The organism is Burkholderia sp. Ac-20384 (genome assembly GCF_017104605.1).
Lineage (GTDB): Bacteria > Pseudomonadota > Gammaproteobacteria > Burkholderiales > Burkholderiaceae > Burkholderia > Burkholderia lata.
Map to the genome: position 1 here is coordinate 1 of NZ_JAAGPE010000144.1, position 24,051 is coordinate 24,051.

Genomic DNA, 24,051 nt, shown 5'->3' on the forward strand with positions numbered 1-24,051 from the left:
CTCGCACGCGAACGCTTCGATCACGACATCGGCGATCTCCAGCGCGTCGCCGGCTTCAGCGTGCCAGTGCTCGATCACGATCGCGTCGACCGTTTGCCGCCCCGCGTCGGGATCGACCCCGGGCAGCTCGCACGCGAACGCTTCGATCACGACATCGGCGATCTCCAGCGCGTCGCCGGCTTCAGCGTGCCAGTGCTCGATCACGATCGCGTCGACCGTTTGCCGCCCCGCGTCGGGATCGACCCCGGGCAGCAGGCGCGCGAACGTGCGCAGGTCGTCGACGAACAGGCGAACCTGCCAGCCATGCTCGTGCGCGAGCTGGCGCGCGACGCGCCAGCAGACGCCGATGTCGCCGAAATTGTCGATCACGGTACAGAAGAGGTCGCAGGCGATTGGTTCGCCCGGCGCGAGCGGCGCGGCGGGCGGGGGGGCAGCGGTGGTGCGGGGCATCGAAGCGGGCCGGTGAATGCTCTAAACTGGCGATTCTAATAGACCCGTTCCGCGTTACAAGGCGCCCGGATCACGCATGACATCCCCTGAAGCTTCCGATACTCCGTTCGAACCGAAGAAGATCCTTGCGCAGTTGCCGCACATGCCGGGCGTCTATCGCTACTACGACACGGCGGGTGCCGTGCTCTATGTCGGCAAGGCACGCGACCTGAAGAAGCGCGTATCGAGCTATTTCACGAAGACGCAGCTGTCGCCGCGCATCGCGATGATGGTCACGCGCATCGCGCGCATCGAGACGACCGTCACGCGCTCGGAGGCCGAGGCGCTGCTGCTCGAGAACAACCTGATCAAGGCGCTCGCGCCGCGCTACAACATCCTGTTTCGCGACGACAAGTCGTATCCGTACCTGAAGCTCACCGCACACCGTTTTCCGCGGATGGCCTACTACCGCGGCTCGGTCGACAAGCAGAACCAGTATTTCGGGCCGTTCCCGAGCGCCTGGGCCGTGCGCGAGAGCATCCAGATCCTGCAGCGCGTGTTCCAGCTGCGCACCTGCGAGGATTCGGTCTTCAACAACCGCACGCGGCCGTGCCTGCTGCACCAGATCGGGCGCTGCACGGCGCCGTGCGTCGGCGCGATCTCCGACGAGGATTACGCGATCGACGTATCGAATGCCGCGCGTTTCCTGCTCGGCCGGCAGTCCGAAGTGATGAAGGAGCTCGAGCAGAAGATGCACGCGTTCGCGGCCGAGCTGAAATTCGAGCAGGCGGCGGCCGTGCGCAACCAGATGAGCTCGCTCGCGACGGTGCTGCACCAGCAGGCGATCGAGGTCGGCAGCGACAGCGACGTCGATATTCTGGCCGTCGTAGCACAGGGCGGGCGCGTGTGCGTGAATCTCGCGATGGTGCGCGGCGGCCGGCATCTCGGCGACAAGGCGTATTTCCCGACGCACGTCGAAAGCGCGCTGACGCTCGCCGAGGGCGGTATCGGCGACGAGTCCGAACTCGCGGAGGCGGTGGATGCGCCGGCCGACGCAATGCCCGACCTGCCCGCGGAAGAACCCGGCCGTGCGCGCAGCGACGCGGCGGCGTCGGTCGAGGCGGAAGTGCTCGACGCGTTCATCGCGCAGCACTATCTCGGCAATCGCGTACCGCCCGTGCTGGTCGTGAGCCATGCACCCGCGAGCCGCGACCTGCTCGAGCTGCTGTCCGAGCAGGCCGGCCACAAGGTGTCGCTGGTGCGGCAGCCACAGGGGCAGCGGCGTGCGTGGCTGTCGATGGCCGAACAGAATGCGCAGATCGCGCTCATGCGGCTGCTGTCCGAGCAGGGCTCGCAGCAGGCGCGTACACGGGCGCTCGCAGAGACGCTCAGCTACGAATGCGACGATCTCGCGATGCTGCGAATCGAATGCTTCGACATCAGCCATACGATGGGCGAGGCGACGCAGGCGTCGTGCGTGGTCTACCACCATCACAAGATGCAGTCGGGCGAGTACCGTCGTTACAACATCACCGGGATCACGCCGGGCGACGACTACGCGGCGATGCGGCAGGTGCTCACGCGCCGCTACGAGAAGATGGTCGAGCAGGCCGCGCAGGCGGCAGCCGCCGACGATGCGGCCGGGATCGACGGCGAGTCGACGCGCCAGGCCGAGGCGTCGAGCCTGCTGCCGAACATCGTGCTGATCGACGGCGGCAAGGGTCAGGTCGAAATCGCGCGCCAGGTGTTCACCGAGCTCGGTCTCGACACGTCGATGCTGGTGGGCGTCGCGAAAGGCGAGGGGCGCAAGGTCGGCCTCGAGACGCTGGTGTTCGCGGACGGACGCACGCCGCTCGAACTCGGCAAGGAGAGCGCCGCGCTGATGCTCGTCGCGCAGATCCGCGACGAGGCGCACCGTTTCGCGATCACCGGCATGCGCGCCAAGCGGGCGAAGGCGCGCCAGACGTCGCGGCTCGAGGAGCTGGAGGGTGTCGGCGCGAAGCGCCGGCAGCGGCTGCTCGCGCGGTTCGGCGGGTTGCGCGGTGTCGTTGCCGCGAGTGTCGAGGAACTCGCGAGCGTCGAGGGCATCTCGCACGCGCTCGCCGAACAGATCTACAAGCAGCTTCACTGACGCGGCCGTGCGGCCGGCTGCCTTGCCAGCGTTCTTGTGGCAGGCCGGTCGACACGGCACAATTGCGAATCCTTTACTGTCCCGCATGCCATGCCGTTCAATTTCCCGATTTTCCTGACGTGGGTACGGATCGTGCTGATTCCGCTCGTCGTCGGCGTGTTCTATCTGCCGGACACGGTGATGGGCGGCGCGCACCGCAATCTCGCGGCGGCGGCGATCTTCATACTCGCGGCGCTGACCGACTGGTTTGACGGCTATCTGGCACGCAAGTGGAACCAGACGTCGTCGTTCGGCGCATTTCTCGACCCGGTGGCGGACAAGCTGATGGTGACGGCCGCGCTGCTGATCCTCGTGCAGATTTCGCGGGTCGATGCGGCGATCGCACTCGTGATCGTCGGCCGCGAGATCGCGATTTCGGCGCTGCGTGAGTGGATGGCGCAGATCGGCGCGTCGAAGAGCGTCGCGGTGAACCAGCTCGGCAAGTTCAAGACCGCATGCCAGATGGTCGCGATTCCGATGCTGCTGTTCTACGGGCCGCTGCCGCTCGGTGTCGCGACGATCGACACGCGCGTGTGGGGCGAATGGCTGATGTATCTCGCGGCGGTGCTGACGATCTGGTCGATGCTGTACTACATGAAGCTCGCATGGCCGCAGATTCGCGAGCGCGGCGGCGCGTGACATGTCCGGTCGAGCGGGTTTTTGGAAAAAGGGCTGGAAAAGCCCTTGACACATGAATGTGGCTTCGACATAATCTCGCTTCTCCGCTGCACGACGAAGTAAGTGTGTGACGGGGAAGCAGTAGCGCAGCAATACGCGGGAGTAGCTCAGTTGGTAGAGCGCAACCTTGCCAAGGTTGAGGTCGCGAGTTCGAGACTCGTCTCCCGCTCCAGATTTTTTCTGGCAGCGTGTTGTACGGCGAAGCGCTGCAGATGCAGGACACATGCGGGAGTAGCTCAGTTGGTAGAGCGCAACCTTGCCAAGGTTGAGGTCGCGAGTTCGAGACTCGTCTCCCGCTCCAGATTTTTCTGGCAGCGTGTTGTACGGCGAAGCGCTGCAGGTGCAGGACAATGCGGGAGTAGCTCAGTTGGTAGAGCGCAACCTTGCCAAGGTTGAGGTCGCGAGTTCGAGACTCGTCTCCCGCTCCAAGTAATGGGGAAGCCAAGCTTCCCTTTTTATTTGATGGACTTACGGTCCTCGAATAAAGAATCTGTCGCTTGCCTCACGGCATTCGCACAGTCCGCTTTTGGCGCGATAGCAAAGCGGTTATGCAGCGGCCTGCAAAGCCGTTTAGGCCGGTTCGACTCCGGCTCGCGCCTCCAGGTAGAAAGAGAAAAAGCCCCGCTTCGGCGGGGCTTTTCTTTTTTCTGCGTCCGGTTCGGAGGCGGACCGTGAGGCGGGCGGGGCGGGTGCGGTAGCATGGCGCGATCAGCGGGCGTTCGAGTCCTGCGCGAAACGCCGAGGCGATCGATGGCGAAACCAGGTGAAGCGAATTGACCACCCCCGGGCTCGACACGCGGGAGGCGCGGCTCTCCGATTGCGCTGCAATCGCGAGGCTGCTGTGCCAGCTTGGATACGAGGTCACGCCCGCGCTGATTCATGAAAAATTGCAGTCGCTGGCCGACAAGCCCGATGACCGGGTTTGCGTGGCAACGATGGACGGCGAGGTGGTCGGCAGTATCAGCCTGCACATCCTGCCGCTCTTTCATGCAGCCGGAAATCTCGGGCGCATCACGAGCATGGTCGTTGACGAGCGTCACAGGGGATGCGGGATTGGCGGTGCACTGATGGCGACTGCAGAACGTTGGTTCGAGAGTGGCCGATGCGTGAAGCTGGAGGTGACGAGCGGCGATCAACGCGCGGACGCTCACCGCTTTTATGCGCATCATGGTTTCGCGCGCGACGGGCAGCGGCTCTCCAGGAAAATGCATCCGTAGCGCATGTCCGAAAACAAAAGCCCGCTGCGTGCGGGCTTTTGTTTTCAGCGATTGAAGCGCGATTCTCGAACGGGCGCACCGGCTATGCGATGTCGCTCGTTCGTCGCGGCATCCGCTCAACCATCCACCGGCTGCGCCGGCGTGTCGAGCGTCAACTGATAGAACGCCGCGTCGAGCCACCGGCCGAACTTGAATCCCGCCTGCGTGATCGTGCCCGAGTGCACGAATCCGAGCTTCGTATGCAGTGCGATGCTTCCCGCATTGGTCGCATCGATGCAGCCGACCACCACGTGCACCTGCGCTTCGTGCGCGCGCCGGACCACTTCGCGCAGCAGCACCTCGCCAAGCCCGCGGCCGCGCTGGTCGCGATGCACGTACACGCTGTGTTCGACCGTGTACTTGTAGGCGGGAAACGCGCGGAACGTGCCCCAGCTCGCAAAGCCGAGCAGCGTGCCCGATGCGTCGACCGCGCCGATGACCGGGAACCCGCCCGCGCGCTTCGCCGCGAACCACGCGACCATCGCTTCCGGCGGACGCGGCTTGTAGTCGTACAGCGCAGTCGACGTCGCGATCGCGTCGTTCAGGATCTCGAGGATGGCCGGCGCATGCTCGGCCTCGCTGCAATCGATCAGGCGCACGTCGTCGCGCTGTTTCGGGGAATTCATACGGGCTCCTGTGGGCAGTAAGTAGGGCGCGCGCACGGCTGCTGCGACGACGCGTTCATCAGAGGTTCCGCACGCCGGCGGCGGATGCATCGCAGATCGCGACGACATAGCGCGCGGCATGCGACGACGGATTGCTGAAAATCAGCGGCTGGTCTAGCCGCATGGCCAGACAGTCGCCTTCGTGAAGTTCGTGAAGCGCGTCGCCGAACGTGACGTCGACGCGGCCGCTGATGACCCATACCTGCTGATGCAGCGCGCTTTCGCGTCCGCCACTGTCGTACGCGACGCGGGCACCGGGCGGGAAATCCACCTCGACGAGCTGGATCGGCGACGGCCAGCCGGCCGGGGAGAGGTTGCGGCGCACATAGCCGGACGCAGGGTCTCGCCATTCGGCCTGCTGCGCGCGGCGCGCCAGCGGCTGCGTGGGCGTGTCGTCCTGGTCGCCGCCGAACAGCCCGGCCAACGACACGCCGAGCCCGGCCGCGAGCTTGTCGAGCACGACGGCCGTCGGGCTGGCCGATGCACGTTCGATGAGCGAGATCATCGAACGGCTGACGCCGGAGCGCGCGGCCAGTGCATCGAGCGTGTAGCCTCGCACGGTGCGCAGGTCGCGTACGCGCCGGGCGATGCGTTCGTTGATGCCGGTGTCGTCGACAACGGCGGTAGCTGATTCTTTCATGATGGATTTATTTTCCAGCAAACTGGAATTCGATGTCAACGGGATTGACGTCCGATAGCTCGATGGAATCCGAACGGCTTGCCCGGCAGTCGCACGCGGCGTAATATACGAATCGACTACGTTTCGTTTAATTGGGGATATATGGGAATCATCAAGATTTCCGAGCACATGCACGAGCGGCTGCGCTCGACCAGCACGGCGCTGAGCCGCTCGATCAACGCGCAGGCCGAACACTGGCTGCGCGTCGGGATGCTGGCGGAACTCAATCCGGCGCTGTCCTACGGCGACATCTGCCGGATGCTGATCGAGGCCGAAGCACGGGGCGGTGAAGCGGGGCCGGCGGAACCGGTCGAGCACGGCATCGAGCAGGTGGCGTAATGGCGAAGCGAGAAATCCCGATCCGCGGCGCCGCGGAAATCGCCAAGTCGCGCGAAGCCGCGAAGCTCGCGTCGCAGGTGCTGACGATGATCACCGAGCACGTGAAGCCGGGTGTCACCACCGACGAGCTGGACGTGCTCTGCCGCAACTACATCGTCGATGTGCTCGGCGCGATCCCGGCGAACATCGGCTACCACGGTTATCCGAAGACGCTCTGCACGTCGGTCAATCACGTGGTGTGTCACGGCATTCCGACGTCGCGGCCGCTGCGCGACGGCGACATCGTGAACCTCGACATCGCGGTGATCAAGGACGGCTGGTTCGGCGATACGAGCCGCATGTATTTCGTCGGCGAACCGAACGAGCTCGCGCGTCGGCTCGTCGCGACGACCTATGAGGCGATGCACGCGGGCATTCGCGCGGTGCGTCCGGGCGCAACGCTCGGCGACGTCGGCTACGCGATCCAGCAGGTCGCGCATCGCGAAGGATTCAGCGTGGTTCGGGAGTACTGCGGGCACGGCATCGGCGATGTCTATCACGACGAGCCGCAGGTGCTTCACTACGGCCGCCCGGGCACCGGCGTGCCGCTCCGGCCGGGGATGATCTTCACGATCGAGCCGATGCTCAACGCGGGCAAGCGCGACACGCGCATGCTGGCGGACGGCTGGACGGTCGTCACGAAGGACCATTCGCTGTCGGCGCAATGGGAGCACATGGTCGTGGTGACCGAGACGGGCTTCGAGGTGCTGTCCGAGGACGCGAAGCCGCAGGCGTTCCCGGTGCTGTCCGGCACGCACGCCGCCTGATATCTGCAGTGCGCCGCGATCGGCGGTGCGGCGTCACAGTGAAACGGGCCCCTTTGTGGGGCCCGTTTCGTTTTCGTTCCAGGTTGCGCGGCGAGATTTACGCGCGAACGCGCCGACCGGCTGCTCGGTGGGGGAGCGCGGCTTGGCCGTCGCTCAACCGCGCGCCTTCTGCCATGCGGATTCGACGAACACGCGGCACAGCGCTTCCATCCCCTTGCGGTCTTCGTCGTCGAAGCGCGCAGCGACCGGGCTGTCGACGTCCCACACGCCGATCAGCGTGCCGTCGGCGGCCACCAGCGGCACGACGATTTCCGATTCCGATGCGGCGTCGCACGCGATATGGCCGGGGAAGTCATGCACGTCGCGCACGACCTGCGTCTCGCGCGTCTGCGCGGCCGTGCCGCACACGCCTTTGCCGAGCGCGATCCGCACGCAGGCGGGCTTGCCCTGGAACGGCCCGACCACGAGTTCCGTCCCGTCGAAGAAGTAGAAACCGGCCCAGTTGAGACGGTCGAGCGAGTGGTAGACCAGCGCGGAGAAATTGGCCGCGTTCGCGGTCAGGTCGCGTTCGGATTCGACGAGCGCGCGCGCCTGCTCGACGAGCGTCGCGTATTGATCGGCCTTGGAGGCGTTGGGGTCGTTGGACAGCGTGAACATGGCGGGAAAGCGATCAGGGTTGTGGAATGCGCGATGCGCGTACCGCAGTCTACGGCACGCGCGCGCGGTTTGCAGCGCTCGGTCACGCGTGAAGCGGCGCGCTCAATCGGGTTCGAGTTCGGCAAACCGCTCCGCCAGGAAATCGAGCAGCGCGCGTACTGAGGGCAGCAGCCCCCGGCGCGACGCGAACACCGCATGCACGATCTCGCGGCGCGGCGCCCAGTCGGGCAGCACGGTCACCAGCTCGCCGCGCGCGACCTCGTCGCGCACCATCATCGTCGGCAATTGCACGATGCCGACGCCCGCGACGGCCGCCGCGCGCAGCGCGAGCATGCCGCCCGTCACGAAGCGCGGCTGGTGATGAATTTCCGCGTGAGCGCCATCGGGCCCGCGCAGCCGCCACACGTGCGTGGACTGCGGGGCGCCGTGATCGAGACTCGGCAGGCGTGCGAGATCGGCGGGAACGGCCGGTGCGCCGTGCTCGCGCAGCAGCGAGGGGCTCGCGACGAGGCATTGGCCGCGCTCGGCCAGCATGCGCAGCGCGAGATCGCTGTCTTCGAGCGGCGGCGGGCGCACGCGGATCGCGACGTCGATCCCTTCGCCGACCACGTCGACGCGCCGGTTGGTCGCTTCCAGATGGATCTCGACGCGTGGGCACGCAACCATGAACGCGGCGATCATCGTGCCGACCAGCGAATCGAGCAGCACGATCGGGCAACTGACGCGCACGATGCCGCGCGGCTCCTCGTGCAGCAGCGCGATCGCCTCGTCGGCCGCATCGGCCTCGACGAGCATCGCGCGGCAATGCGCGTAATAGGTCTGGCCGACGTCGGTAACCGTGAAGCGCCGCGTCGAGCGCTGGATCAGCCGCATCCCGAGCCGTGCCTCGAGCAGCGCGATGCGGCGACTCAGCTTCGATTTCGGCATGTCCAGCGCACGCCCGGCCGGTGCGAAGCCGCCGTGTTCGACGACCTGCACGAAGTAATAGAGATCGTTCAGATCCCGCGCTTTATCGTTCATGAAATGGAACGCTGAGTGCGATTTTGGCAGTCTACCGGATCGATCGTTCCACCACTATATTTCTACCCAGGATGCGAAACACGTGTTTCGCCGCAATTCGGAGAAGGCAATGAAGAAGATCCAGGGTGTCTACAGTGCGCCGCGCGGCCATTGGGTCGGCGACGGTTTCCCGGTGCGTTCGATGTTCAGCTACCAGTCTCACGGCGCGCACCTGAGCCCGTTCCTGCTGCTCGATTACGCCGGCCCGGCCACGTTCGAGCCGGGTTCGGTCTCGGCGCCGCGCGGTGTCGGCCAGCATCCGCACCGCGGGTTCGAAACGGTGACGATCGTCTATGACGGCGAGGTCGCGCACCGCGACTCGACCGGCGCGGGCGGCGTGATCGGCCCGGGCGACGTGCAGTGGATGACGGCCGCGAGCGGGATCCTCCATGAGGAATTCCACTCGGAAGGGTTCACGCAGCGGGGCGGCCCGCTCGAGATGGTGCAGCTGTGGGTGAACCTGCCCGCCGCGGACAAGATGGGTGCGCCCGGCTACCAGACGCTGCTGAACGCCGACATCCCCGTGGTCGAGCTGCCGGACGGCGCGGGGCGTGCGCGGATCATCGCCGGTGAATTCGACGGGCGGCGCGGCCCGGCCCGCACGCATACGCCGATCGACGTGTGGGACGTGCGGCTCGTGGCCGGCGGCCATGTGCGGTTCCCGGTCGCCGACGGGCGCACGCTCGCGGTGGTCGTGCTGAGCGGTACCGTGCAGGTGAACGGTGAGACGGTCGCTCGCGAAGCGCAGTTCGTGCAACTCGGCCGCGACGGCAGCGACGTCGAGATCGAAGCGAACGGCGACGCGAAGCTGCTGATCCTGAGCGGCGAGCCGATCGACGAACCTGTCGTCGGTTACGGGCCGTTCGTGATGAACTCGCAAGAGGAGATCCGTACCGCGATCGAGGACTTCAACAGCGGCCGCTTCGGCCAGATGCCGGCATGACGGACAGGCCCCGCGCAATGCGGGGCCTTTTTTTGCGCGCGGACAGTCGGTCGCGCGGCGAGTGCGCTTCGAGGCATAATCGTCGATTGCCGCGCGCCGGCCGGCGCGCCCGAATCAGGACCGACCATGAACGCATCCGCTGCATCCCCGAGCGCCGCCGATCTCGACTGGCGCTGGAAATCCTTCGACGCGCTGACGGCGCGCGAAGTCTATTCGATCCTCGAAGCACGCAGCGCGGTGTTCGTCGTCGAGCAGAACTGCGTGTATCGCGACATCGACGACGCGGACCAGACCGCATGGCACCTGGCCGCCTTCGATCCGGCAGGCCGCGTGGCCGGCTATCTTCGCGTGCTGCTGCCCGATGCGCAGAACACCGACGTGCGCATCGGCCGCGTGCTGACGACCGCCGCGTTCCGCGGCGCGGGCCTCGGCAACGGGCTGTTGTCGCGCGCGCTCGAGCATATCCGCGCGCAGTGGCCGGATACGCCGGTGAGCCTGCATGCGCAGGCCCACCTGCAGCGTTTTTACGGGGCATTCGGCTTCACGCCGAGTTCGGACGTGCACGACGAGGACGGCATCCCGCACGTGTGGATGAGCAGCGCACGCGCGTAATGCGCGACGCGCCGCGCAGCGGTCAGTGCGCGGCGTGCGCCACCGGCGGCCGGTCCGCGCGCTGCGTGGCCCGCTCATCGATCAGGCGGCCGCGCGCGGACAGCCGCAACCAGTGCCGCAGCGCGATCAGCGCGCCGATCACGCTCATCATCGAGCCGGGAATCCACAGCAGCAGGCCACCGATCTGCTGGTCGCGCAGCGGGCTCAGCCACGTGAACGCACGGCCGCAGATCGAATAGATCGGATACAGCTCGTGCGGCGTGAAGAAGATCAGCGCGCCGAGCGCGATCTGCGGCGGGATCGCCGCGACGACGATCAGGATCCGGCGGCCCGGCGACAACCGCGCGGGCGGCGCGGGACGCGGATCGACGACGAGCCACCAGAACAGCAGCCCGTCGATCACCATGCTCCAGTTCATCACGCGATAGAGACGCCAGTCGAGCATCGCGATGAAGTGGATCGGCGACAGTAGCCAGAAATAGATCAGCCCGACGAACAGCACGACCGCGACGACGGGATGGAACACCACGTCGAGCGTCGCCCGCACGGGCGCCCATGCGAGCGCGGGGCGCACGAAACGCTGCCGCCAGCGGAACGGGATGCCCGCGCGAATCGCCGCGCCCGGATAGGACAGCGCGATAAAGAACGGCCCGAGGTGGTGCAGCACCAGGTGCTGCGCGCGATGCAGGAAGAACTCGTGCTCGAAGAAATAGTCGAGCCGCGTATGCAGGGCGATGTAGAGCGCCGTCAGCCCGAACCAGAACGAGAACTGCCGCAGCGGCGACACCTTCGCCTTCTTCACGCCGCGCGCGAACAGCACGGCAGCGGTCAGCACCGCGATGACCACGGTGGGCGACGGTTCCCACGGATCGAGCCAGTACAGGAGGTTCATCGTGCGCGCATTACTTCGCCTGAGCCGGCGACTTCACGGCGAACGGCGCATCGACCGTTTCGCCGTCGGAGAACTTCAGGCGCAGGTGCACGGTGTCGCCCGGCTTGATCGCGTGCTTCGGCTCTTCGAGCATGAAGTGGTAGCCGCCCGGCGCGATGTCGACCTTGCCGCGCGCGGGGATCGTCAGCTTGTCGACCATTTCCATCTTCTGCGTCGAGCCGTTCGAGACGGTCTGGTGCAGCATGGCCATCCCGTAGTCGGGGCTGTCGACGTCGACGAGATCGACCGGCTTGTCGCTCGTGTTCACGAGCGTCACGTAGCCGCCGGCCGGCAGCTTGTTCGGCAGCCAGCGCACCCATGCGTTCTGCGCAGTGATCGCGCCGGCGGCATACGCGTGGGCGCCTGCGCACAGCGCGGCGAGGAGGGCGAGCGTCTTGAGGGTCGTTTTCGTTTTCATGTCGGGATGAATTCAGGTAGTGGAGGCGGTGTCGATGATCCGGCGCACATCGGCGGCGATGGCGTCGGGCGAGTCGCGGTCGGTCGCAAGCAGGCGGGCGCGGCCGCTCGCGTCGAAGATGTAGACGGCCGAGCTGTGCGTGACTTCGTAGCCGCCCGACGGATCGCGCTTTTCCATCTGGTATGCAACGCGATAGCGCTTCGCGAGCGATTCGATCTGGCGGTCGGTGCCGGTCAGGCCGCGCGCATGCGCGGCGTCGAACGCGGCGACATACGATTGCATGGCTTGCGGCGTGTCGCGCGCAGGGTCGACCGACACGAACAGGATGCGCACGTTGTTTGCCTGCGGGCCGAGCTTCGTGAGCACTTCCATCAGCCGTGCCATCGTTTCGGGGCAGACATCGGGGCAGTGCGTGTAGCCGAAGTAGACGAGCGCAACCTGGCCGTGGAATGCATCGGCGTCAACGGGGTGGCCGTCGCCGCCCGTCAGCGTGAACGACAGGTCGGGCAGGTGGCCGGTCACGTTGGTGAGGTTCCAGCGCGGCTCGTCGTGCGTGCACGCGGCGAGTGCCACGGCGGCGGCGAGGGCCGCGGCCGTGCGGATGAGGCGGGAGAAGCGCCGGTGCGGCGCGGGACGGGCAGACGACATCCTGGGGCTCGATCGGACGAAATGGTAGCCGGGGCGCGGCGCCATGCGTCGCGCGGCAGGCGGTTGCGACTGTAGCGCAATTCGCGCACCGGCGTCCTTTCGAAACCCGTACGCGACGGGCGAGCGGGGCAATATGTCGCAGTTGACGCAGTGGGCGGTGCGATGCCGGCGCTGCGCCGGTTTCGCCCATCTCGATGCGCAGGCGCGGTAAGATGCGCACAATTCCATTCGCGCAGCGGCCGCCCGGCGTTTGCCGGCCGGCCCTCACACTATCGAATCGATGCAATCCGTTCCGGCTTCCCTGTCCCTGACCGATACCGCGTTCTTCTTCGACTTCGACGGCACGCTCGTCGAGCTGGCGCCGACGCCCGACAGCATTCATGTTCCGCCGTCGCTGCTGACGCTGCTCGACGAGCTGCAGCGCCGCTCGCACGGCGCGGTCGCGATCGTGTCCGGGCGCGGGATCGACAGCATCGACACGTTCCTGAAGATGCCCGGCATGCCGATCGCCGGCCTGCACGGCGCGGAGCGCCGCGATGCGAACGGCGACACGCAACGTATCGGCTTCAACGACGAACGCCTGCTGCGCATCGAGCGCGAGCTGGCAGCCGTCGTCGACCGTCATCCGGGCATGCTGCTCGAAATCAAGGGCGCGGCCGTCGCGCTGCACTACCGCAACGCGCCCGAGCGCGAGGCGGCGGCGCGCGCGGCCACCGAGCGTCTCGTCGCCGACTATGCCGATGCGTATGTGCTGCAGCCCGGCAAGATGGTGTTCGAGATCAAGCCGAAAGGCGTCGACAAGGGGCGCGCGCTCGCCGCGTTCCTCGACGAGCCGCCGTTTGCCGGCCGCGTGCCGGTGTTCGCGGGCGACGACCTGACCGACGAGAAGGGCTTCGCGGTGGTCAACGCGCGCGGCGGCCTGTCGATCAAGGTCGGCGCGGGCGAGACGTCCGCCCGCATGCGGCTCGACTCGGTCGACGCGCTGCATGAGCAGATCGCGTGCTGGCTTGGTGCGGGGCAGCCGGACGCATGAGTCGCCTCATCATTGTTTCAAACCGCGTTGCGCCGATTTCGGAAGGCGAACCGGCGGCGGGCGGTCTCGCGATCGGCGTCTACGATGCGCTGAAGGAGACGGGCGGCATGTGGTTCGGCTGGAGCGGCGAGGTCGTCGCGTCCGGCGCACCGCAAATCCGCGTCGAGGAGCACGGGCCGGTCACGTTCGCGACCATCGGCCTGTCGCGGCGCGACTACGACCAGTATTACCGCGGCTTCTCGAACGCGACGCTGTGGCCCGCGTTTCACTACCGCACCGACCTGATCCAGTACGACCGTCACGAGTTCGAAGGCTACAGCCGCGTGAACGTGTGGCTCGCCCAGCAGCTCGTGCCGCTGCTGCAGGACGACGACGTGATCTGGGTGCACGACTATCACCTGATCCCGTTCGCGCGCGCACTGCGCGCGGCCGGCGTGAAGAACCGCATCGGCTTCTTCCTGCATATCCCGTTTCCGGCTGCACAGGTGCTCGTCAACGTGCCGCCGCATCGCGATCTCGTCGAGTCGCTGTGCGCGTTCGACCTGCTCGGTTTCCAGACTGAACCCGACCTGCGCGCGTTCTGCGACTACGTCGAATCCGAAGCGGACGGCGTGATCGAGCGCGACGGCCACCTCGCGACGGTGCGCGCATTCGGCCGGACGCTGCGCGCGGCCGCCTATCCGATCGGCGTGCATCCGGACGAGATCGCGTCGCTCGCGCAGGCCGGCGAGAACGGCAAGGCGGTGCGCACGCTCGCGACGTCGCTGCGCGGCCGCAAGCTGATCATGAGCGTCGACCGGCTCGATTACTCGAAGGGGCTCGTCGAGCGCTTCCGTGCGTTCGAGAAACTGCTCGAGCACGAGCCGTCGCATCGCAATCGCGTGTCGTTCCTGCAGATCGCGCCGTCGACCCGCGCGGAGCTGCGCGCGTACCAGGACATCCGGCTACAGCTCGAAGGGGAGTCGGGGCGCATCAACGGACGCTTCGCCGAGCTCGACTGGGCGCCGATCCTCTATATCCATCGTCAGTACGACCGCCAGCTGCTCGCTGCGCTGTACCGGCTCGCGCGGGTCGGCTACGTGACGCCGCTGCGCGACGGGATGAACCTCGTCGCGAAGGAATACGTGTCCGCGCAGAATCCGGAGGATCCGGGCGTGCTCGTGCTGTCGCGCTTCGCGGGCGCCGCACGCGAGTTGACGGGGGCGCTGATCGTCAATCCGATCGATATCGACGGGATGGCCGACGCGTTGTCGCAAGCGCTGACGATGCCGCTCGCCGAGCGGCGCGCGCGTTATACGGACATGATTGCGCAGCTTCGCGAGAACAACGTGTCGGTGTGGCGCGACAACTTCCTGCGCGATCTTCAGCACGCGTAACCGGCGCGTCATCGAGCAATAAAAAAAGCCGCAGTGCGACGCGCACTGCGGCTTTTTTGTCGGGTGCGGGCCGGCGTGTCAGGCCGCGCGTTCGCCGGTCGGCGTGCTGCCGTCGGGGGCCGGGTGATGGCGGCCATGCTGTTTCGCGAGCAGGTCGCGGTACAGGCCCGGGCGGTTGCGCAGCACGTCGGGCGCGCCGTCGTCGATGACCTTGCCGTTGTTCATCACGATGATCCGGTCGAAGTTGCGCAGCGTCGACAGGCGGTGGGCGATCGCGATCACCGTGCGGCCGACCATCAGGCGGTCGAGCGCGCTCTGGATCGCTTCCTCGGATGCGCTGTCGAGCGCGGACGTCGCTTCGTCGAGCAGCAGGATCGGCGCATCCTTCAGGATCGCGCGCGCGATCGCGATGCGCTGGCGCTGGCCGCCCGACAGCTTGACGCCGCGGTCGCCGACGATCGTGTCATAGCCTTCCGGCATCGCTTCGATGAACTCCGCGCAGCGCGCGTCGCGCGCGGCGGCGAGCACTTCCTCGCGGGTCGCTTCGGGGCGGCCGTACGCGATGTTGTCGTAGATCGTCCGGTGCAGCAGCGAGATGTCCTGCGGCACGAGCGCGATCGCGTGGCGCAGGCTGTCCTGCGTGATCGTCTTCACGTCCTGGCCGTCGACCTGCACCGCGCCGTCCTGCGTGTCGTAGAAGCGCTGCAGCAGTGCGAGCACGGTCGACTTGCCGGCGCCCGACTTGCCGATCAGGCCGACGCGCTGGCCCGGCTCGATATGGAGGTCGAAGTGGTCGAGGATCGCGCGGCGGTGCGGATACGCGAACGTCACGCGCTCGAAGTTGACGCGGCCGCCCTTGGCCGACAGCGGCTGCGCGTCGGAGCGGTCCGGCATCCCGTGCGGCTCGAGCAGCGTCTTGACCGCTTCGGACAGGCGCGCGATGTGCTGCGTGACGTCGACGAGCGCGACCGCGAGATCGCGCGTGCCGTGCAGGATCGTGAAGCCGAGCGAGCTGACGAGCACGATGTCGCCCGACGTCGCGCGGCCCTGGTCCCACAGCCACAGCGCCCAGCCGAGCAGGCCGGCGGACAGCATCGCGGTGATCACCGCGTGCAGCAGGCGCAGCTTTTCGAGATAGAGCAGGCTTTGCTGGCGCGCGTCCATCTCGGCCTTGACCGTCGCGCCGAAGCGTTTCTGTTCGCGCAGGGTCATCCCGAACGCACGCACGAGGCCCATGTTGCCGATCACGTCGACGAGTTCGCCGTCGACCGCCGCGGCCTTCGCCGCGAATGCGTGGTGGCGTGCCGAGCCGCGACCGGCCAGCTTGAACAGCACGATGGAGAGCACCGCGGAGCAGCCGAGCAGGCCCGCCGCCATCATCGGATTGACGACGATGATCATCAGGATCGCGCCCATCACCGCGATGCACGGCGGCAGCACGTTCCACGCCATCGTGTTTTCCGACGTGTAGACCGCGTTCGACGTGGCCGTGATGCGGCTCGCGAGCGTGCCGGGCTGCTTCTCCGCGTAGTAGGTGGGCGAATGGCCGATCAGGTACTGGAACAGGTCGCGCCGCAGGTCGCCGGTGACGGCGACGAACGTGTGCGCGGCGAACCAGCCGCCGACGCGCCACAGCAGGTTGTCGGCGGCGATCAGCCCGACGAGCAGCGCGAATGCGCTCCACAGCGGGCCGGGGTGATGCCGCCCGGTTGCCAGCACGTCGATCAGGTGCTTGATCGCGTATTGCGAGCCGAGCGCGCAGCCGACGGCGGCCAGCACGCTGCAGAGCACGATCAGGTGGGCGACAGGATGCAGGCGAATGTAGCGGAACAGGAACGCGATCGGTCGATGCGCGTAGCTCGACAGCTTCGCGTTGTGGGCGTTGCGCTGGGCAGGGGTGAGAGATTCCAAAATATGCGTGCGGTGATTCGGTGATTGAGCGTGGCGGCTGGATCGCAGGCCGGCGTTCGCCCGGACTGAATAATCCGGCATTGTAAACAAGGCCGCGTGTCGCGCTGCGCGAATCTTGCCTTGGCCAGGGGCTCGCGATCGATTTTGAGATAAAATCCGGCATCCCGTCCTGCCTCATGTGCCGGAATCACGCTGCCGGCGGTCACGGGGTCAAGGAATGCCAAAAGGGCCTTCCACTCTAGAACGGACACCCAAGTCCGCGGGTTGCAAAGTGTTGCACCTTTGTAACAAAGTAAAGTGTTTGAAATGTTGTGCGCCGTATCAGGATTAACCCTAGATAATCGGCTCCGGGTTCGATTCCAGGTTTTTTACGAACCCCTGTCAACGGGTCTTCGTTTCAAACGTTCTATGCCTGTCGCGTCGCCGACGCTCCTTGAGCAGCGCGGGTTTGACGCCCCCGGCAGGCTGATTCGTCCGATTTTCGGACGAAATGCATCCAGCCCGGACCGCCGGCAGGTTGCCGACCCATACCTGGTTTTTAGCCGATTTTTTAGGAGTTACGCATGCGAATCGCCCAAATCGCTCCGTTGCACGAAGCGGTGCCCCCGAAACTGTACGGTGGTACCGAGCGAGTGGTGTCCTACCTCACCGAAGCACTTGTCGAGATGGGGCATGACGTCACGCTCTTCGCGAGCGGCGATTCGCAAACCTCCGCGAAGCTCGAAGCGTGCTGGCCGCAGGCGCTGCGCCTCGACCCGACGATCCGCGACGTGATGGCCCCGCACATGCTGCTCCTCGAGCAGGTGCGCCGCCGCGCGGAAGAGTTCGATGTCCTGCACTGCCACATCGACTACTATCCGTTCTCGCTGTTCTCGCGCCAGCCGGTCCCGCATCTGACGACGATGCACGGCCGTCTCGACCTGCCGGAACTGCAGCCGATCTTCAACGCATTCAACGACGTGCCGGTCGTGTCGATCTCCGACAACCAGCGCATCCCGCTGCCGCAAGCGAACTGGCTGTCGACCGTCTACCACGGCCTGCCGGAAAACCTGCTGACGCCGATCCCGAACGTCAAGCCGAGCTACCTCGCGTTCCTGGGCCGCATCTCGCCGGAGAAGCGCGTCGACACGGCGATCCGCATCGCCGAGCAGGCCGGCCTGCCGATCAAGATCGCCGCGAAGCTCGACAAGGCTGACCGCGCGTACTACGAAGAGAAGATCAAGCCGCTGTTCGCGCTGCCGCACGTCGAGTACATCGGCGAAATCAGCGAGTCCGAAAAGACCGAATTCCTCGGCAACGCGCACGCGCTGCTGTTCCCGATCGACTGGCCGGAGCCCTTCGGCCTGGTGATGATCGAGGCGATGGCTTGCGGTACGCCGGTGATCGCGTTCAAGCGCGGCTCGGTGCCGGAAGTGATCGACAACGGCGTGTCGGGCTTCGTCGTCGAAGACGAACTGTCGGCTGTTGCCGCGCTCAAGCGCCTCGATACGCTGCCGCGCGAGAAGGTCCGCGCCGCGTTCGAAGCCCGCTTCTCGTCGAAGGTGATGGCACAGAACTACGTGAAGGGCTACGAGGAACTGCTGCGCCAGAAGCGTCGCACGGTGCTCCGCGAAGTCAACGCAAGCTGATTGCGGGCCGCCGCCGCGCTGCGGCGTGCGGCTTGCCATCGACGCCCCGTCCGGGTTCCCGGCGGGGCGTTGTCACATCCGCGGCGCGGATCTGTTGTATTCTCGCCGCGCCCGACGCTGCGAACGGCCTCCGAAGCGGCCCGGCAGGGCATCCGTCCGTCTGTCCAGACGGTAATGTCCCTATAATGGCCGTGCCGTGAAATCCGGCCCCGCACGAATATCCAGAGGAGAGCAGTCTTGGCGAGAACGAAATCCACGCGCGCAGCGCCGGCCCCCGGCGCCGGTGTGATCTTCGCGTTGCGTGCGATCGGTCTCGTGCTGCTCGCGCGCTGGCTGTTCTCGATGTCCCAGATGGGTTATCGCTCGTCGCTGTCGGCGATGGTGTCGTCGCCCTGGGCGTTCGTCTACCTTCTCCTGATCTTCCTGCTGCTCGCACTGCCGGGCGCCGTCGCGCGCGCCGAACGGCCGTTTCATCCGCTGCCGCAGTGGCTGCGCCAGGCGCTGCGCGTCTTCGCGCTGATCGGTTTGCTGTTCGCGGTCTGGTCGATCGGCATGTTCGTCTGGGTGGACGGCTGGCGCCTCGCGCTGCATGCGGTGACGGCGACCAACGGCTGGCTCGTCGCCGCACCGGCGCTTTATGCGGCGATCGTCTGGATCTGCCGCCCGCGGCCGCTGTGGCGGACCAACGTGGCCGCCCGCCGCTTTGCGGTCGGCCGTTATGCGATTTCGCTCGACGTGCTGACGCGCACCACGATCGTCTGGATGGAAAGCCGCAAGGTCGGCCAGTACGACGCGCGCGAACTGTCGGTGCGCTGGCCCGGCCGGGCGGCACCTGCCGCAGGCGAGGGTGCATCGGACGCGCAGCCGGCCGTCGTGCCGCCGCGCCGCGGCAGCCTGTTCAATCGACCGAAGGTCGAACTGCTGTGGGATTCGCCGGCGGCCGTCGGGCATAACCGGCAGATCGTCATGCGCGCGCCGCTCGCGACCGAAGGCGATCGCGTCGCGGTGCTCGCGCTCGACGCCGCGCTCAAACAGATCGTCTGACAAGTCCCGCGCACGGCGTGCGGGCGACAGGAGGCGTGATGATCGTCCGCTGGTTGCTGGCTGCCATTCACCTGAGTGCGTTCGGCGTCGCGTTTGCCGCGATCGCGGGGCGTAACCGCGCGTTGCGCCGGCTTATTGCATCGGCGCAGGCGGCCGACTTGCCCGGCGTATTCAAGGCGGATGCCGCGTGGGGGCTGTCGGCGCTCGTGCTGATCGTGACGGGCCTGATGCGCGCGTTCGGCGGTTTCGAGAAAGGCTCGGCGTACTACCTGCACGAGCCGCTTTTTCACCTGAAGATGACCGCGCTCGTGTTGATCCTGCTGCTCGAGATCGTGCCGATGCTTGGCCTGATCCGGTGGCGCGTCGCCGCGCGGCAGCAGCAGATGCCCGATCTCGGCCGTGCTCGCACCTATGTGCGGATCGGCCATTGGCAGGCGGTGCTGGTGATCGTCATCGTGTTCGCCGCGTCGGGGATGGCGCGGGGGATTGGGGCGGCCGGCTAGGCCTGGCCGGGTAGGTGCGGCCGGGAAGGTCTGGTCGGGTAGAGGTGTGGCAGGGTAGGTGCGGCCGGCTCTAGCTCTGGCCGCGTAGGCGCGGCCTGGTAGGTATGGCCTGGGCGAGGCAGGGCAGGCGAGGCCAAGGCAGGCTAGGCGAGGCCGGCCAGGCCAGCCATCGCTGCCACCGCCATCATCGCGATCCCGTTCGACCCACGCAGCGTTTCCGCCCGATACCCACCCGCCCGGCCGCAGGCCGCATCGCTTCTCTCGATTCCGGTTCGACCGGGCGATCCTGCCGCCCGGTCCGTCCCGTGCTCAGCGCACGAGGCAAGGGCGCTTGTTGTTGAAGGTCCAACCCGGAATCAGGTACTGCATCGCCGCCGCGTCGTCGCGGGCACCGAGCCCGTGCTGCTTGTACAGCTCGTGCGCGACCGCGACGGCATCCATGTCGATATCGATACCGAGGCCCGGCCGCTTCGGCACCTCTACCAGCCCGTTCTCGATCTTCAGCGGTTCGCGCGTCAGCCGCTCGCCGTCCTGCCAGATCCAGTGCGTGTCGATCGCGGTGACCTGGCCCGGCGCGGCGGCCGCGACGTGCGTGAACATCGCGAGCGAAACGTCGAAGTGGTTGTTCGAGTGCGAGCCCCACGTGAGGCCCCAGTCGCGGCACATCTGCGCGACGCGCACCGAACCCTGCATCGTCCAGAAGTGCGGATCGGCGAGCGGGATGTCGACGGCCTGCAGCTGCACCGCGTGACCCATTTGCCGCCAGTCGGTCGCAATCATGTTGGTGGCCGTCGGCAGCCCCGTCGCGCGGCGGAATTCGGCCATCACCTCGCGGCCCGAGTAGCCGTTTTCCGCGCCGCACGGATCTTCCGCGTAGGCGAGCACGTGATGCTGATCACGGCACAGCCGCACGGCCTCGTCGAGCGACCACGCACCGTTCGGGTCGAGCGTCACGCGCGCGTCGGGGAAGCGCTCGGCGAGCGCCGTCACGGCCTCGATCTCGCTCGCGCCTTCGAATACGCCGCCCTTCAGCTTGAAGTCGTTGAAGCCGTAGCGCGCATGCGCGGCCTCGGCGAGCCGTACGACGGCCTCGGGTGTCAGTGCGGCTTCGTCGCGCACGCGCGTCCAGTCGTCGGTCGCGCCGCTGCCGTCGCGGTAGGCGAGCGCGGTCCTGGTGCGGTCGCCGATGTAGAACAGGTAGCCGAGCATTTCGACGCGCTCGCGCTGCTGGCCCTCGCCGAGCAGCGCGGCGACCGGCACGCCGAGATGCTGGCCGAGCAGGTCGAGCAGCGCGGCTTCGAGTGCGGTGACCGCGTGGATCGTCGTGCGCAGGTCGAAGGTCTGCAGCCCGCGGCCGCTCGCGTCGCGGTCGGCGAAGGTGCGCCGCACGTCGTTGAGCACCGCGTGGTAATTGCCGACCGGCTGGCCGACGACGAGCGCGCGCGCATCGTCGAGCGTGCGGCGGATGCTTTCGCCGCCCGGTACTTCACCGACGCCGGTCCGGCCCGCGCTGTCCTTCAGGATCACGAGGTTGCGGGTGAAGAACGGGCCGTGTGCGCCGCTCAGGTTGAGCAGCATGCTGTCGTGGCCGGCGACCGGAATCGCTTGCAGGTCGACGATACGCGGCGTGTCGTGGGAGGGCGAGGCAGTGACGGCGTTCATGGGCGGCGATGGCGAAAGGGTGGGCAATGCCGTGCGGCAAAAGCTTTGCCGCGCGCGGCGGGAGGTGCGATCATTCGACAACCGACGTGCGCGGTGCGCAAGCCCCGCAAGTCGACGCAACCCGGAACGGGGTGAGAGCGGCAACCGATCCAGCGGAGCGCAGAACGCGAACGCTGGCTGATCGTAAAGCATGGGACCAGGCGGCGCTGGGATGCTCGCTTGAGTCGACAGGAGATCCATGTTTCGATCATCAGTCGTCGGATGACTTGTGACGCAGTATAATGAATCATCGGCTTTCGCTCAAACCCCGCGTAAACCCTCGGCTCACATTACGATCATTCAAAAAGGAACCGGCCTCATGTCCGTCCCTACGCTTCCCGCCGCGCCGCGCCGTCGCGCACGCAGCCTCGCACAAGATGTCGTCGACGCGCTGACCGCGCAGATCGAAAACGGCACGCTGCGTCCCGGCGACAAGCTGCCGACCGAAACCGAAGTCATGGCGGCGCAGGGCGTAAGCCGGACGGTCGTGCGCGAAGCGATCTCGCGGATGCAGGCGAGCGGCCTCGTCGAGACGCGCCACGGCATCGGCAGCTTCGTGCTGGAGCCGTCGCGCCGCCAGACGCTCGGCATCGACCCGGCGACGATCACGACGCTGCGCGACGTGCTCGCGGTGCTGGAGCTGCGCATCAGCCTCGAAAGCGAATGTGCGAGCCTTGCCGCGCAGCGCGCGAACGATACCGACCTGGCCGCGCTGCGGCGCGCGCTCGATGCGATTGCATCGGGGGCGGGCGGCGGCCGCGACACCGCGCAGCTCGACTTCCAGTTCCACCTGCAGATCGCGCAGTCCACCGGCAACCGCTATTTCGTCGACATCATGACGCAGCTCGGCACGTCGATCATCCCGCGCACGCGCGTGAATTCGGCCCGCTTTGCCGGCGACGATCTGGAGCGCTACGTCGGCCGGCTGAACCACGAGCACGAGGACATCTACGAGGCGATCGCACGCCACGACCCGGAGGCGGCCCGTGCCGCGATGCGCACGCACCTCACCAACAGCCGTGAACGGCTGCGCCGCGCGCACGAAGCGGCCGAGGCCGAGCGCGACACGCAGGCCGGCTGACGCGCCGGGCGACGTGGCCGGCGTTGCCGCCGGCCCGGTCGAATCGCCTCAACATCAGTCGTCATACGAGATCGAGCTCCCATCATCGATCACCGGGGCCGGGCGGTCTGTCCGCCGCCGGCCACCGGCACCGCCGATCAGCCTCCCTTCGTCGTGATCGTCTTCCACGCGCCGCTCTTCACCTGGTACAGCGTCGACATCCCGCTCTTCAGCGAGCCGTCGTTCGCGAACGAGATGCGGCCGGTGACCCCTTCGAAGTCGATCTTCTTCAGCGCCGGGCGATAGACCTTCGGGTCGGTCGAGCCGGCCGCCTGCATCGCCTTGATCGCCGCCCACGCCGCGTCGTAGCCGAATTGCGCGTACGACAGCACATCGACGCCGAAGCGCTTCTTGAAGCGCTGTTCGAAATCCTTCCCTTGCGGCAGCTCGTCGAGCGGCCGGCCGTATTCCCACGCCATCGCGCCTTCGGCGGCCGGGCCCGCGATCTTGATGAACTCGTTGTCCTTCACGCCGCCGCCGCCGACGAACTGCGCGTTCAACCCGAGCTGGCGCATCTGCTTGATGAAGTTCGCGGCGAGCGAGTCGAGGCCGCCGAAGAAGATCAGGTCGGGGTTCTTCGCTTTCAGGCTCGTGATCTGCGCGCGGAAGTCGACTGCCTGGTTGCTGGTGAACTCACGGCCGACGAGGTTCCCGCCCGCGGCCTTCACGGCCTTCTCGAACTCGTCGGCCTCGCCCTGGCCGAACGCGGTGCGGTCGTCGATGATCGCGATGCGCTTCGCCTTCGTCACGTCGACCGCGTACTTGCCCGCGTTGCCGGCGTTCTGGCCGTCGGTCGCGATCACCATGAACATGTTCGCGAGCCCGCGCGCGGTGAGCGTCGGGTTGGTCGCGGCCGGATCGATCACCGGGATGCCGGCCTTGTCGTAGACGACCGAAGCCGGAATCGTCGTCCCCGAGTTGAAGTGGCCGACCACGACCGACACGTTCTGGTCGACGAGCGCCTGCGCGGCCTGCACGCCGATGCGCGGGTCGGCCTGGTCGTCCTGCACGATGAGGTTGAAGTGCGCGGGCTTGCCGGCGATCTGCACCTTCTGCGCGGCGGCATCGTCGAGCGCGAGCTGCACGCCGTTCTGCAGGTCCTTGCCGTAACCGGCGTTCACGCCCGTGAGCGGCGCGGCGAAGCCGACCTTCACGTCGGTCGAATCGGCGGCCTGGGCGGCCTGTTGCGAGAGGAGGGCAAGCGCGGATGCAATCGACACCGACAGCAGGGAATGACGGAATTTCATGTTGTTCCTCTTGTTCGACACCTGCGAGTGAGTACCGCATGCGCTCGGGTGGGCCGAACGCGTGCGACGGGCGGGCGGTTCGACCGCTTCTCTGAATCGGGCGGGGAGGTCGGCATCGTGATCCTCGGAAGCATCTCCCGTCAGGCTCCGTGAAGAGCCCCGATCGCCTCGATATATAGGTCGCCGATATGCCCGGGT

The 24,051-nt window shown here is 66.9% G+C and carries 24 protein-coding genes and 4 tRNA genes; 17 read left to right on the forward strand and 11 right to left on the reverse strand.

The window, feature by feature from the left end; genetic code table 11:
• On the reverse strand, positions 1 to 450 hold a 450-nt coding region (earP, locus tag G3O00_RS24075), incomplete at its 3' end, for an elongation factor P maturation arginine rhamnosyltransferase EarP (RefSeq protein WP_206144541.1).
• A gap of 76 nt (positions 451 to 526) precedes the next feature.
• On the opposite strand from earP, the gene uvrC reads away from it, so the two are divergent.
• The 7 genes from uvrC (at position 527) to G3O00_RS24110 (ending at position 4,494) form a co-directional block, all read left to right on the forward strand.
• Entirely contained in the window at positions 527 to 2,560 is a 2,034-nt protein-coding gene (uvrC, locus tag G3O00_RS24080; RefSeq protein ID WP_174934608.1) for an excinuclease ABC subunit UvrC, read from the forward strand.
• A 90-nt stretch (positions 2,561 to 2,650) separates the two neighbouring features.
• Positions 2,651 to 3,238 carry a CDP-diacylglycerol--glycerol-3-phosphate 3-phosphatidyltransferase gene (gene pgsA / locus G3O00_RS24085; protein ID WP_011351424.1) on the forward strand — a complete coding sequence of 196 codons (588 nt, stop codon included), beginning with the start codon at positions 2,651 to 2,653 and terminating at the stop codon, positions 3,236 to 3,238.
• A gap of 135 nt (positions 3,239 to 3,373) precedes the next feature.
• Positions 3,374 to 3,449 (forward strand) — tRNA-Gly (locus tag G3O00_RS24090).
• 53 nt (positions 3,450 to 3,502) lie between these two features.
• Positions 3,503 to 3,578: transfer RNA gene (locus tag G3O00_RS24095), tRNA-Gly, on the forward strand.
• A gap of 51 nt (positions 3,579 to 3,629) precedes the next feature.
• Positions 3,630 to 3,705: transfer RNA gene (locus G3O00_RS24100), tRNA-Gly, on the forward strand.
• 100 nt (positions 3,706 to 3,805) lie between these two features.
• Positions 3,806 to 3,879: transfer RNA gene (locus tag G3O00_RS24105), tRNA-Cys, on the forward strand.
• A 171-nt stretch (positions 3,880 to 4,050) separates the two neighbouring features.
• Complete coding sequence (locus tag G3O00_RS24110) at positions 4,051 to 4,494, forward strand: GNAT family N-acetyltransferase (RefSeq protein WP_174934828.1); 444 nt, start codon at positions 4,051 to 4,053, stop codon at positions 4,492 to 4,494.
• A gap of 116 nt (positions 4,495 to 4,610) precedes the next feature.
• Here G3O00_RS24110 and G3O00_RS24115 read toward each other — a convergent pair whose 3' ends face one another.
• A complete protein-coding gene (locus tag G3O00_RS24115; RefSeq protein ID WP_011351426.1) occupies positions 4,611 to 5,159 on the reverse strand; it encodes a GNAT family N-acetyltransferase in 549 nt (182 codons plus the stop codon).
• A gap of 58 nt (positions 5,160 to 5,217) precedes the next feature.
• On the reverse strand, positions 5,218 to 5,838 hold the full coding sequence (locus G3O00_RS24120; RefSeq protein WP_206144542.1) for a helix-turn-helix domain-containing protein: 621 nt from the start codon (positions 5,836 to 5,838) through the stop codon (positions 5,218 to 5,220).
• Between the two features lie 141 nt (positions 5,839 to 5,979).
• Between G3O00_RS24120 and G3O00_RS24125 the strand changes: the two genes are divergently transcribed.
• Both G3O00_RS24125 and map read left to right on the forward strand, forming a co-directional pair.
• Positions 5,980 to 6,216: a ParD-like family protein gene (locus G3O00_RS24125; protein ID WP_046545260.1), complete on the forward strand. Its 237-nt coding sequence runs from the start codon at positions 5,980 to 5,982 to the stop codon at positions 6,214 to 6,216.
• Positions 6,216 to 7,022, forward strand: a complete 807-nt coding sequence (map, locus tag G3O00_RS24130; protein ID WP_174934830.1) for a type I methionyl aminopeptidase — start codon at positions 6,216 to 6,218, stop codon at positions 7,020 to 7,022. The genes G3O00_RS24125 and map overlap by 1 nt, the downstream gene beginning before the upstream one ends.
• Before the next feature lie 153 nt (positions 7,023 to 7,175).
• Here map and G3O00_RS24135 read toward each other — a convergent pair whose 3' ends face one another.
• Both G3O00_RS24135 and G3O00_RS24140 read right to left on the reverse strand, forming a co-directional pair.
• Positions 7,176 to 7,679 (reverse strand): GAF domain-containing protein, encoded by a 504-nt coding sequence (locus tag G3O00_RS24135; protein WP_011351430.1) that lies wholly within the window; start codon positions 7,677 to 7,679, stop codon positions 7,176 to 7,178.
• A gap of 102 nt (positions 7,680 to 7,781) precedes the next feature.
• The gene (locus tag G3O00_RS24140; protein ID WP_206144543.1) at positions 7,782 to 8,699 is read right to left on the reverse strand and encodes a LysR family transcriptional regulator; all 918 of its coding nucleotides are present in this window, start codon (positions 8,697 to 8,699) and stop codon (positions 7,782 to 7,784) included.
• A gap of 109 nt (positions 8,700 to 8,808) precedes the next feature.
• Between G3O00_RS24140 and G3O00_RS24145 the strand changes: the two genes are divergently transcribed.
• Both G3O00_RS24145 and G3O00_RS24150 read left to right on the forward strand, forming a co-directional pair.
• Complete coding sequence (locus tag G3O00_RS24145) at positions 8,809 to 9,681, forward strand: pirin family protein (protein WP_174934834.1); 873 nt, start codon at positions 8,809 to 8,811, stop codon at positions 9,679 to 9,681.
• Between the two features lie 126 nt (positions 9,682 to 9,807).
• Positions 9,808 to 10,293, forward strand: a complete 486-nt coding sequence (locus G3O00_RS24150) for a GNAT family N-acetyltransferase (protein WP_011351433.1) — start codon at positions 9,808 to 9,810, stop codon at positions 10,291 to 10,293.
• Between the two features lie 22 nt (positions 10,294 to 10,315).
• Here G3O00_RS24150 and G3O00_RS24155 read toward each other — a convergent pair whose 3' ends face one another.
• The 3 genes from G3O00_RS24155 to G3O00_RS24165 are packed head-to-tail and all read right to left on the reverse strand — an operon-like array spanning position 10,316 to position 12,290.
• Positions 10,316 to 11,185 carry a cytochrome c oxidase assembly protein gene (locus tag G3O00_RS24155; RefSeq protein ID WP_206144544.1) on the reverse strand — a complete coding sequence of 290 codons (870 nt, stop codon included), beginning with the start codon at positions 11,183 to 11,185 and terminating at the stop codon, positions 10,316 to 10,318.
• A 10-nt stretch (positions 11,186 to 11,195) separates the two neighbouring features.
• Positions 11,196 to 11,642 carry a copper chaperone PCu(A)C gene (locus G3O00_RS24160; protein WP_011351435.1) on the reverse strand — a complete coding sequence of 149 codons (447 nt, stop codon included), beginning with the start codon at positions 11,640 to 11,642 and terminating at the stop codon, positions 11,196 to 11,198.
• 12 nt (positions 11,643 to 11,654) lie between these two features.
• Complete coding sequence (locus tag G3O00_RS24165) at positions 11,655 to 12,290, reverse strand: SCO family protein (RefSeq protein ID WP_041492782.1); 636 nt, start codon at positions 12,288 to 12,290, stop codon at positions 11,655 to 11,657.
• A gap of 280 nt (positions 12,291 to 12,570) precedes the next feature.
• Here G3O00_RS24165 and otsB point away from each other — a divergent pair, with 280 nt between their 5' ends.
• Together otsB and otsA are read left to right on the forward strand one after the other, a co-directional pair.
• Complete coding sequence (gene otsB, locus G3O00_RS24170) at positions 12,571 to 13,323, forward strand: trehalose-phosphatase (RefSeq protein ID WP_206144545.1); 753 nt, start codon at positions 12,571 to 12,573, stop codon at positions 13,321 to 13,323.
• Positions 13,320 to 14,699 carry an alpha,alpha-trehalose-phosphate synthase (UDP-forming) gene (otsA, locus tag G3O00_RS24175; RefSeq protein ID WP_206144546.1) on the forward strand — a complete coding sequence of 460 codons (1,380 nt, stop codon included), beginning with the start codon at positions 13,320 to 13,322 and terminating at the stop codon, positions 14,697 to 14,699. Before otsB ends, otsA begins: the two co-directional genes overlap by 4 nt.
• A 78-nt stretch (positions 14,700 to 14,777) precedes the next feature.
• Here the strand turns inward: otsA and G3O00_RS24180 are convergent, their stop codons facing one another.
• Positions 14,778 to 16,610, reverse strand: coding sequence for an ABC transporter ATP-binding protein (locus G3O00_RS24180; protein WP_041492783.1), 1,833 nt, complete (start codon positions 16,608 to 16,610; stop codon positions 14,778 to 14,780).
• Between the two features lie 563 nt (positions 16,611 to 17,173).
• Here G3O00_RS24180 and G3O00_RS24185 point away from each other — a divergent pair.
• From G3O00_RS24185 to G3O00_RS24195, 3 genes are all read left to right on the forward strand, one after another.
• Positions 17,174 to 18,238: a glycosyltransferase family 4 protein gene (locus G3O00_RS24185; RefSeq protein ID WP_059235315.1), complete on the forward strand. Its 1,065-nt coding sequence runs from the start codon at positions 17,174 to 17,176 to the stop codon at positions 18,236 to 18,238.
• Positions 18,239 to 18,475: 237 nt separating this feature from the next.
• A complete protein-coding gene (locus tag G3O00_RS24190) occupies positions 18,476 to 19,282 on the forward strand; it encodes a hypothetical protein (RefSeq protein WP_206144547.1) in 807 nt (268 codons plus the stop codon).
• 38 nt (positions 19,283 to 19,320) lie between these two features.
• Positions 19,321 to 19,785: a DUF2214 family protein gene (locus G3O00_RS24195; protein ID WP_206144548.1), complete on the forward strand. Its 465-nt coding sequence runs from the start codon at positions 19,321 to 19,323 to the stop codon at positions 19,783 to 19,785.
• A 309-nt stretch (positions 19,786 to 20,094) separates the two neighbouring features.
• On the opposite strand, the gene gudD is transcribed toward G3O00_RS24195, so the two are convergent.
• Entirely contained in the window at positions 20,095 to 21,447 is a 1,353-nt protein-coding gene (gene gudD, locus G3O00_RS24200; RefSeq protein WP_011351443.1) for a glucarate dehydratase, read from the reverse strand.
• A 358-nt stretch (positions 21,448 to 21,805) separates the two neighbouring features.
• Here gudD and G3O00_RS24205 point away from each other — a divergent pair, with 358 nt between their 5' ends.
• Entirely contained in the window at positions 21,806 to 22,567 is a 762-nt protein-coding gene (locus tag G3O00_RS24205; RefSeq protein ID WP_174934846.1) for a FadR/GntR family transcriptional regulator, read from the forward strand.
• Between the two features lie 137 nt (positions 22,568 to 22,704).
• Here the strand turns inward: G3O00_RS24205 and G3O00_RS24210 are convergent, their stop codons facing one another.
• The gene (locus tag G3O00_RS24210) at positions 22,705 to 23,853 is read right to left on the reverse strand and encodes a branched-chain amino acid ABC transporter substrate-binding protein (protein WP_041493033.1); all 1,149 of its coding nucleotides are present in this window, start codon (positions 23,851 to 23,853) and stop codon (positions 22,705 to 22,707) included.
• Positions 23,854 to 24,051: the final 198 nt, after the last annotated feature.